This is a genomic window from Candidatus Ozemobacteraceae bacterium (assembly GCA_035373905.1).
In the GTDB taxonomy this organism is placed as follows: domain Bacteria; phylum Muiribacteriota; class Ozemobacteria; order Ozemobacterales; family Ozemobacteraceae; genus MWAR01.
In genome coordinates this window covers 26,563-35,437 of record DAOSOK010000044.1, presented here as the reverse complement: position 1 = coordinate 35,437, position 8,875 = coordinate 26,563, and the positions used below count along the sequence as shown (strand labels likewise).

Below are 8,875 nucleotides of genomic sequence, written 5' to 3'. Positions count from 1 at the left end.
CAGAGACGATGGATCGTTGATTCTACCCTACCCACGCCGAATAGCGAAGAGCCGAAATTTCTTGGTTGGTCACTCTCTTTATCTAAACGGCAGGGTGGGGTGATCTGTGACAAAAAACATGACTGCATGAAAAGTTTGAATGGAACGCGATTTTCCGTAAGAGTACCAGCACCGTTTCCGAATGACAAGAGAGAACTCTCCATTTCAGCAATTCTCGGTGAGCAGGGTGTTTTCCGTATTTTCATTCACTGGAAGGGGTTCAGCTTTACTTTCTCATGAGTGCCAGATACTGCTCGTTTCACACGGAACACAACAAGCACTTACATGCTCGATACCGTTCGTGCTGAGCCTGTCGAAGCACGAGTGCTCTCGCCCTTCGACAGGCTCAGGGCGAATGGCGGAACGTGTCGATGCGGGTGTAATATATATAATACGTGATACTATTCGCCCGGCATATGAGACGTATAGGAATGTATATTCCTTGCGATCGAGCATGACGATCTGCGTCTCGAGATGAAAGGCGCGTCTGCGATCCCTGCTGCGAATCGGGCGGCATGTCCGTCCGGTCAGGGACGTTCGTTCTCAACCTCGAGTCTTGGGAGTATTGATTACTGCGTAACAAAAAGCCAATTCCTGATTCCGTTCCTGCTGAGCTTGTCGAAGCACGAACAGCCACTTGCAGATGATTCCTCATTTCGCCCTTCGACAGGCTCAGGGCGAACGGGAGGCTTCCATTCTGCAGGGATCGATAATGCTACAGTGACGAATATATGATCCTGCCCCTCCCGAAAAGTGCCTGGCAGGAGGCCTGCAGGATCCTTGTCGGCTGTGCTATCATCGAGCGATGAATCAGCCAGCGGAACAGGGTGGTCCGGCAGGCGAATCGCCCGAAATGGAGGGCCGTTCAGCCGGCGCGGGACGCGTTTCAGGCTCTCCGCCCGGGGGGCAGGAGAAGCGAAAATCCCTGCGCATCCCTCTCGCTTCGGTTACCTTGCCCTTCCTTGGCGTTCGCGAAGAGGACCATCTCGCGTTCCAGTATCTCCTTGCCGACGCCAGCCGAGAGGGGATCCAGATAGCGATCCCGGAATGGGTCACCGCCTGGAACAAGCTCCGCATCGGGGACCGGGTCGGCCTATTTCTGCCGATGGGCGGAGCGACCTCGGTCCTGGAACGGGGAACCATCGTCTGGATGCGCCACGATGCCACCCATCGGGAGCAGTCCTGCGGGGTGAGCTGCGAGTCCCCGGCTTTTTCCCGCGAACCGGTTTTCCTTCTCGAATCTGACGGCACCATCGCGTTCCGGGAAACAGCTCCCGGCGGTTCCCTCAAGCAGGTCATTTTCACCCTCCTCAAGGATTCGAGCCTGCTGAAGAAGAATATTCTCATCTATTTCGACCATTTGATGCCCTATTTTTCCCGCATCACGCGGGACCGGGAACGATATCCCGACCTGCGCGAGATCCTGTTCGAGGACGCCAGGCGCCTGGTCGACGAGCATTATCACGTATTGAAAGCGCTTTCGGAAAAAGTGGCCGCGTCGAGCGATGCCGTCAGCGGCCTCGCCGAACTCCTCGATTTCGAGCGGTTGCGGCGGTACATGTTCTCGGAGCTGGACCAGGCCTTGTTCCAGGTCGTCTTCGAGCAGGAAACCATCCTGTGGTATCTCGCCGAGATCAAGCAGCTCGAGCGGCGGCTGTTTTACAACTACAACACGCTTCTCATCTGCCAGACGCTCGTCCTCGAAGAGGCTCAGTAGGCGTTTCGCCGTTTCAGAAGCCGGCCGGCCCAGTCCCGGGGATCCGTCCGTTCTCCGTTCCCGCGCAGGGATCTGCCCTCCGAAGCGGTCAGTTTCCAGTCCTCCTCCTTGTGAAGGTGGAACCAGACGATCCCGCAGAGTCCCATCGACCGGAGGTTCGCGCCGGCTTCTGAAATCCAGGCGGCCCTGTCGCCTCCGCTTCTGGCGGACGCGGTCTCCCCGATCACGACGGGCATGGTGCCGACGATCGAGCGGATGTCGGCAAGCGCCGGCCCGAACAGGTCGGGAAACCGCCGCCAGGAGCTGTCCCAGCCGTGTTTCACGCGTGTCCTCGTGTCGCCCCAGTTATACCCGTCGAGACCGGCGATATCGACCAGGTCGGTTCCGGGGAAATACGCCCCCATCGTATTCCAGGCGGCAGAGGCGACCGATGCGGGATCGGGAACCGATTCGACGTTGGGGCAGAAGATCCACAGCGTGTTCGAGGCTCCCGCCGCCCGGACGGCCCGTTCCACGTAGCCGAACATGCTCCGGTAGAGGGGCGGGCTGGATGCCGTGAACGCCTCGAGCGGACCGCCCCAATGATAGCGATCGATATTCATTTCGTGGGCGAAACGTACCAGGACGGGACCGGGGGCTGACGCGAACAGGCGGCCCATCGATTCCAGATAGGCGTCCCAGCGACCGGCGAAGATGTCCGTTCCCGGTATTGCCGTTTCGGAGCCGTTCGTCAGGAACATCGGCTCCCAGGTCACCATCGGGAGCGCCCCGGCCGACGAAATGTCTTCCAGAGACGATGCGAGGCCGGGCGGGGGCGGCTCGGCGGGATCCGACGGCCACTGCAGGTAGAATCCGACCACGTCGGGCGCAAAACCCGCTTCCGTTCTGACGTGATCGAGGTCGTTCCTCGCGGGAAACCCTTCGAGGTTCACCCCGACGAGAGGCGGCCCGGCGTTCCGGTCTTCCGGGACGGGAACGCCGCAGCCGCAGAGCCACAGCAGAAGCGTTGCGACGACGAAAAACGCCGCGCCGGGAACGCGGTTCCGGCTCATTCGGTCAGGTTCTCGGGATCGTTGAAATACAGGACCGAGAACAGGACGACCGAATGATACAGGCACCAGAAGGAGTTCGCGAGGACGGCCGCGACCTGGGTTTGCTCATAATAGACCCGGTTGATTCCCCACACCACGGCCGCGAGGCTGAGGGTCGCGAGCACCAGTTGCGGCCAGAGCTCATACAGCGGCAGCGAGTGGCCGCCGTTCTTCGGCGTCACCTGGAACGAGCCGCGTTTCCCGAGCATCGCCAGGAACGACGCCTTCATGTAGACGGGGAAGGTGACCGCGAGCAGCAGCTGGCCGCGGATGGCGTCCCGGAGGCGATAGTTGCGGCGGGTGAGGGTCCAGAAGAAGACCGTCATCGACAGCAGAATGTACGGGGTGAACAGCAGGAAATAGAAGCCGGGCCACGCGAAATAGCTGGGTACTTCCAGGAACAGGTAGAGGATGGGGCAGACGATCATGGTGAACAGCGCCCATCCGATGAAATAATGGGTGCCGGAAAGCGCGTATTCCCACCATTTGTAGAGCGACATCTGCCCGGGATTCCGCACGAACTCCCCGAGAATCTGCCGAAACAGGCCGACGGTGCCGAGGGCCCAGCGGAACTGCTGTTTGAAATATCCCCCCAGGTCCTCCGGGCCCATGCCGAAGGTGCAGACGAAGCTTCGATACGCCGAACTCCAGCCGCGCCGGTGGAATTTCAACGACGTCGCGAAATCCTCGGTGACCGAGGTTTCATCAAACTTGCCCACGTCGAGAAGCGCGTCGACGCGGAACATCACATTGGTTCCGCAGCAGAACATGGCATCGCCAAGGCTTTTTCCCTCGCAGATATACTCGTAGAACACCGCCTGCTGAAGGCCCGAAGCATGAGCGACCCGGTTGGCCTCGAAGTTCGAGTAATACTGGGGGGTCTGGATGAACGCCATCTTCGGCCGTTCCTCCATCATCGCCACCAGAGGCTCGACGAACCCCGGCAGAGGATTCATGTCTGCATCGAATATGCAAAGATATTTTTCCCGCTCCGACCTGTCGAGGCCGCTGAACTCGAGCAGGGATGACCCTTCCCGGGGATTCCCCGAGATGAAGTCGAGGAAGTCATTGATGAGGCCGGCCTTAGCCCCGTGCCATCGCCGGCGGAACACGTCGACGTTCAGATACCGGCACAACGCGTCGATTTTTTCCCGATATGCGAGCAACTCCCCGGGGTCCTGGCCGGGAAGGTCGTAGCGGGTGTCGTCGAGGAAGTAGAGCCGTTTGTTCGGGTAGGTGAGATTGTAGAAGCAGGTCAGGGTGTTTTCCACGACCTCGAGCGGCTCCCTGTAGGAGGCGACGACGATCGCGACGGGGGGGAACGCGGTCAGCGCCGCTTCCCTGCGCACCCGTTTCTCGACCGTTTTTTTGGCGGTGAGGATATGGAACAGGTTGATGAAATACCCGAACCCGTGAACCAGGATGAAACTCTCGGCGAGCAGCAGGAAAAACGCGAGGCTCTTTTCATACCACCGGTAGTCCATGAGGAGGAACATGGCGGTCCGGGCCAGGAGATAGGAGAAGATCGAAAGGAGGGTGAGACCGAGAAACAGGAGCAGGAGGATGCTCCGGATCGGGTAGTCCTTCAATGCCCTGAACATATCAGAACCTGCGCCCTATGAGGAAACTGAAATCCCGGGCATCCCAGTCGCGCGAGTCGTGCCGGCTTGCTCGCAGTTCGATGGACCAGCGATCGCGGAATTCCCAGTGCCATGCGGCTTCCCAGCGTCCTGACGGATTTGGGATCGAGTCGTCGCCGATCGTATACCGAAGATCGAGCCAGGAACGATCGGCGCGGGCGATCCGGAGCCGGGAGACGTCGCGCCAGTATTGCAGGGTCAACCCACGGCCCCAGTAATCGCTCGGCGTCCAGTAGGGATACCGGATATTCTCGAGATTCCCGTTCCGGTAGAGATACTCGCTTTGCCGTTCGGTATCGCGGAACTCGCCCGAAAGAAGGACCCGGAAGATTTCCGGATACTCCGTCAGGGCGTAGCCGGCGCTCCAGCTCCGTTCCCTCGCCCGATTGCCGTCCGTATACCCGGCATTTCCGAAGCGGCCGCGAACGAGGAAGCGCCTGGAGAAGGGGATGTCCAGGGACAGCCAGAGCGTATCGGCCTGGGTTCCGTCTCTGAGTCCGAACTCATTCACCACGACATCGGAGCGGTCGAAGCCGATGCCCAGGTCGAGACGGTCCCGGAGCGAGAACGAGGCATTCCAGAAGAAGCTGTCGCGATCTCGCGGTGCCGTTCCGTTCCAGGCGCGGTTCCCATCGAATTGCTTGCGGGTGAACCCTGCCTGCCCGCGGGCCCATTCGTTGAATACTCCTGACAATATGAAAGAAGGCCCGGCTGCCCGGGATCGGCCGCCCCGGATTCCAGGTGAATAGTCCCATCTGTTGTGGCTCGCGGCGAGCCGCAGGCGGGGAGCGAGTTCGACGTCGCCCGTCATCTGCCACTGCCTGGACTCGATGTCCGCGAGATCGCCGCGGCCCTGCTCCCGATGGCCCGTGTATGCGAACCGGAGCTCGGGGCCGCGATCAATCGCGAGTTTGCGCTGGGCCCGTTGGATCAGGTTGTGATACGGATCGATATCGAGTAGTTGGCGGTATGCTTCCTCCTCCCGGTCGGTGAGGCCGAGGCTGCAAAAAACCTGGGACTCGTCGAACCGCGCCTCTTCGTTCCCCGGGGCGAAGGCGATGAGTTCGCGGAAAACGGGAAGGGCGCGCCGTGCATGACCGGTCCTGACGAGGTCCTTGGCCCACCGTTCGAGGAAAAAATACTTTTGAATACGATATTGAGGAAGATATCTTCGGAGTACCCCGTCGACCGCCGTGCGGGTGTCTGAGGCGACGCCGGATTGCGCGAGGGCATAGTCGTCTCTCGTCCGCTCGTATCCCCGGAATGGAACGTCCTCGGGAGACGCCAGATTCTGCGCGGTCGCGGCCGGCATGTCGGGGTCGTGACGCAACAGGCTGTCCACCGAGGGGTCGAGGAAGGAGCGATAATGCAACGACCCGCTCGCGGGCCATTGGGCCCAGTAGCAGACGCGCGCCATCTCCTTCGCAGGCACGGGGTCGGCGGGTTCCCGGGTCCGGAGAACCTCGTATTCCCTCAGAGAATCGCGAAACCGGCGGTTCCAGGAAAGAATTCGCGCCCTGGTCAATCTTAATTTATAATGATCTGGATATAATTGATCGAGTTCCGAAATGAGACGGAGGGCCTCGTCGAATTTCCGGGCGGCGCCATACGCCAGGCAGAGGTTCAGGCCGGCCGGGAGAAGCGCCGGATCGGCTTTCCACGCTTTGGCATACAGGGCGAGGGCTAGCGAAGCGGAGCCGACTTCGCTGAACAGATCTCCGTATGCCAGAAGATCGGTCGGCGGCACGCTTCCGGAGGCCAGGAGGCGGGTTCCGAATTCGGGGCGGGGCAGATGTTCCCAGAAATTCCTCTCCACGTCACCGGCGGCCGACTCCCGCATCCGGGCGAGAATGTCGGCGGACAACGTCGCTGCCTCTCCGAACGATCGACCGCGAACGAGACGGATGAGGTGCTGCCAGACGGGCACGTCCGAGCGAGGGTCGTCGATGAGCGCCCTGATCAGGGGGACAGCTTCGTCGAAACGCCCCAGGCGGGTCAGGGCGGCCGCCCTGTTCAGCCGGCCCTGGATGTTCTTTGAATCTATAGCGATAACTTTATCTGACCAGCCCAAGGCTGCGTCGAAGTCTTTCGCGAGAAAGCTCATGCCGGCCAGGCCGAGAAGCGCCTCGAGATTCGCTGCGTCGGAAGCCAGGACGTCGCGATACATCCCCTCGGCCTCCTCGTAGCGCTCCGAGCTTGCCAGGGTCCAGGCGAGGGAACATCGGAGAGATGGGGAGTCGGGGTGGGCCTGAGACAGGGATCTCAGTAGGTCGGTCGCCCGGTAAAAATCGCCCATCTGCTGGAGCCGGTTGGCCCATCGAGCCGGCAGATCGAGGCCCGGCGTGCCGGCGGCCTGCTTCAGCGCGGCTTCATACAATGCGCGGGTCCGGGCAAAATGCCCCAGCGCCAGCTCGGCATCGGCCATTTCCGTAAGCAGCTCTTCATCCTGAGGCGCGTTTTCGAGCAGGGGGGCGAGGATGGCGATGGCCGCATCCGGGCGGCGGTTGCGAAGGTGAAGGCGGGCAAGGGCGACGGCGACCTCGCGGTCAGCGGGGTGTTTCCGATGAAAAGCCGACAATGCGGGCTCTGCCTGGCGTACGTCCCCTCGATACAGGAACGCGAGTGCCAGTTTGCGTTCGAAACGGCTCGCCATCTGCGAGAGGTCATTCTGTGACGCGGTCCCTGAGGCGCACCAGCCGAGACCGGTCCGGTAGGCGGCGATCGCCCCGGCGAAGTCGGCCAGCGACATCGATGAATCCCCGAGGATCTCCCAACGCCGGGGGGACGGCGGAAGGGCCGTCTCGGGCGGTGCCTGCAGAAGGTCCCTGGCGCGAGCGGCGTCTCCCGCGGCCAGCAGGGCTCCTGCCAGTTCGGTGCGAACCGATTCGATCTCAGGCCCATGGCCGGGAAGGCCGTTGCCGGCCTTGGACAACAGGTCTTCCAGGTGGGGGATGGCTGCAGAAAAGCGTTTCAACCGCACGAGGGTCTGGGCGAGAAGAAAACGAGCCTCCCGGTTTTCCGGGGTCAGGAGAAGGGTCTTCTCGAGCCAGTTCACCGCCTCGGTTTCGCGGGAAGAGTCCTCGGAGAGGAGCTTTCCGAGCAGAAAAGCGGCCTCCTGGTCGGACATGCGGCTCTCGGCGGGGACGATCGTTTGCCCGCGGCCGGTTCTGCCTGCGGGCCATCCCGGACAGGCGACGCACAGCATCAGCCCGAGAGCGATACCCAGCGTCTTCCCGCGAAACGGCGTCATTTTTCCCCCAGGGATTTCTTGAGTTCTTCGATCGCTTCCGATTTCCGGTTCGCCCAGGTGAGGACATTCGCCAGTCGACGCCGAACCTGGGCGTCGTCCGGGCGCTTTTCGAGGATCTGCCGGAATTCGGCGATCGACGCGTCGTATTCCTTCGTCCAGCTCAGGATGTCAGCCAGCTTCAGGCGGGCCTCGAGGTCTTCCGCCGATTTCTTCAGGTGATCGCGGAGGATCAGCTTCGCCGTGTCATACTGTTTTGCGGCAATGATCAGATCGACGAAGGCCATCCGTGTTTTTCCGTCAAGCCGGTCGATGGGAAGGCCGGAAAACTCTCGCATGGCCTCGGAGGCGTTTCCGCTCCACAACTGTACGAGAGCCATTTCCGCCTTTGCCTCGATAACGTCCGGTTTGTCGGCGAGCACCTTCCGGTACTGGTCGAGGGATTCCGCGTATTTCTTCGAGTAGCTCAGAATCCGCGCCAGCTCCAGCCGGGCCTGCCAGTCGGGAATCTCTCCGCTCCCGGTCATCGAGGTTCCCGATGATACCTCCTCCGCCATTCCGGGGCGGGTGAGACAGAGGAGGGCAAGGCACGCAACCATCAGACATCTGCCGGCCCTTCGGCCTGTTTTTGTCTCGGTGACTGTGCGGAAAAGCCTGATCATGGTTTTGTTTCCCCCAATGCGATGCGATATTCGCGCTCGGCCTGTTCATACAGGCCGAGTCTTCCATACAGACGCGCAGCCGTGAGCCTGGCTTCCCGATGGTGCGGATGGCGGGCCGTCCAGTCGCGGGCGAGTTCGAGGGCCGTTCCTGAAGCGCCGATCGCGAGAGTCTGCTCGAGCAGGACCTCCGCGACGGGAAGGAAGAAACGCTCCTGGTACGATGCCCGAAACACATCCGCGGCGGAAGATGCCTGCCCCGTTCGAATCAGGCTCTGATGGTAATTCCCGACCAGCGCCGGGATTCGCAGGCCTTTGCTCCAGGCTTCGCCGTACGCCCGTGCCGCCGCTTGGAACTCTCCCGCGGCGAAGGCATGCTCCCCTTCACGGAATTTCACCCATTCCGGTTTCAGCGCATGATAGAGGAGCGTCGTCCCGACCGCGAGAGCGATGATGAAGAGGGCGAGACGGAAACGGAACAT

General features: G+C 61.4%; 7 protein-coding genes. 2 read left to right on the top strand and 5 right to left on the bottom strand.

All coding sequences use genetic code 11. From position 1 onward, the window contains the following. Together PLU72_17580 and PLU72_17575 are read left to right on the top strand one after the other, a co-directional pair. Positions 1–279: hypothetical protein (locus PLU72_17580; GenBank protein HOT29991.1), on the top strand; the 279-nt coding region annotated here is incomplete at its 5' end. A gap of 613 nt (positions 280–892) precedes the next feature. Then, entirely contained in the window at positions 893–1,756 is an 864-nt protein-coding gene (locus tag PLU72_17575; GenBank protein HOT29990.1) for a hypothetical protein, read from the top strand. Here the strand turns inward: PLU72_17575 and PLU72_17570 are convergent. Genes PLU72_17570 through PLU72_17550 form a run of 5 tightly spaced genes read right to left on the bottom strand, consistent with a single transcriptional unit; the run spans position 1,750 to position 8,875 of the window. Next, entirely contained in the window at positions 1,750–2,808 is a 1,059-nt protein-coding gene (locus PLU72_17570) for a glycosyl hydrolase (protein HOT29989.1), read from the bottom strand. The two genes, PLU72_17575 and PLU72_17570, sit on opposite strands and share 7 nt — an antisense overlap. Further along, a complete protein-coding gene (locus tag PLU72_17565; GenBank protein ID HOT29988.1) occupies positions 2,805–4,448 on the bottom strand; it encodes a glycosyltransferase family 2 protein in 1,644 nt (547 codons plus the stop codon). The genes PLU72_17570 and PLU72_17565 overlap by 4 nt, the downstream gene beginning before the upstream one ends. 1 nt (position 4,449) lies before the next feature. Beyond that, positions 4,450–7,737 (bottom strand): tetratricopeptide repeat protein, encoded by a 3,288-nt coding sequence (locus tag PLU72_17560; protein HOT29987.1) that lies wholly within the window; start codon positions 7,735–7,737, stop codon positions 4,450–4,452. Continuing rightward, on the bottom strand, positions 7,734–8,333 hold the full coding sequence (locus PLU72_17555; protein ID HOT29986.1) for a tetratricopeptide repeat protein: 600 nt from the start codon (positions 8,331–8,333) through the stop codon (positions 7,734–7,736). The genes PLU72_17560 and PLU72_17555 overlap by 4 nt, the downstream gene beginning before the upstream one ends. Positions 8,334–8,392: 59 nt before the next feature. Further along, on the bottom strand, positions 8,393–8,875 hold the full coding sequence (locus tag PLU72_17550) for a hypothetical protein (GenBank protein ID HOT29985.1): 483 nt from the start codon (positions 8,873–8,875) through the stop codon (positions 8,393–8,395).

Coding starts and splice junctions, on each gene's coding strand:
- PLU72_17575 (HOT29990.1), top strand. CDS start 893: ATGGAGGGCCGTTCAGCCGGCGCGGGACGCGTTTCAGGCTCTCCGCCC.
- PLU72_17570 (HOT29989.1), bottom strand. CDS start 2,808: ATGAGCCGGAACCGCGTTCCCGGCGCGGCGTTTTTCGTCGTCGCAACG.
- PLU72_17565 (HOT29988.1), bottom strand. CDS start 4,448: ATGTTCAGGGCATTGAAGGACTACCCGATCCGGAGCATCCTCCTGCTC.
- PLU72_17560 (HOT29987.1), bottom strand. CDS start 7,737: ATGACGCCGTTTCGCGGGAAGACGCTGGGTATCGCTCTCGGGCTGATG.
- PLU72_17555 (HOT29986.1), bottom strand. CDS start 8,333: ATGGTTGCGTGCCTTGCCCTCCTCTGTCTCACCCGCCCCGGAATGGCG.
- PLU72_17550 (HOT29985.1), bottom strand. CDS start 8,875: ATGTTCCGTTTCCGTCTCGCCCTCTTCATCATCGCTCTCGCGGTCGGG.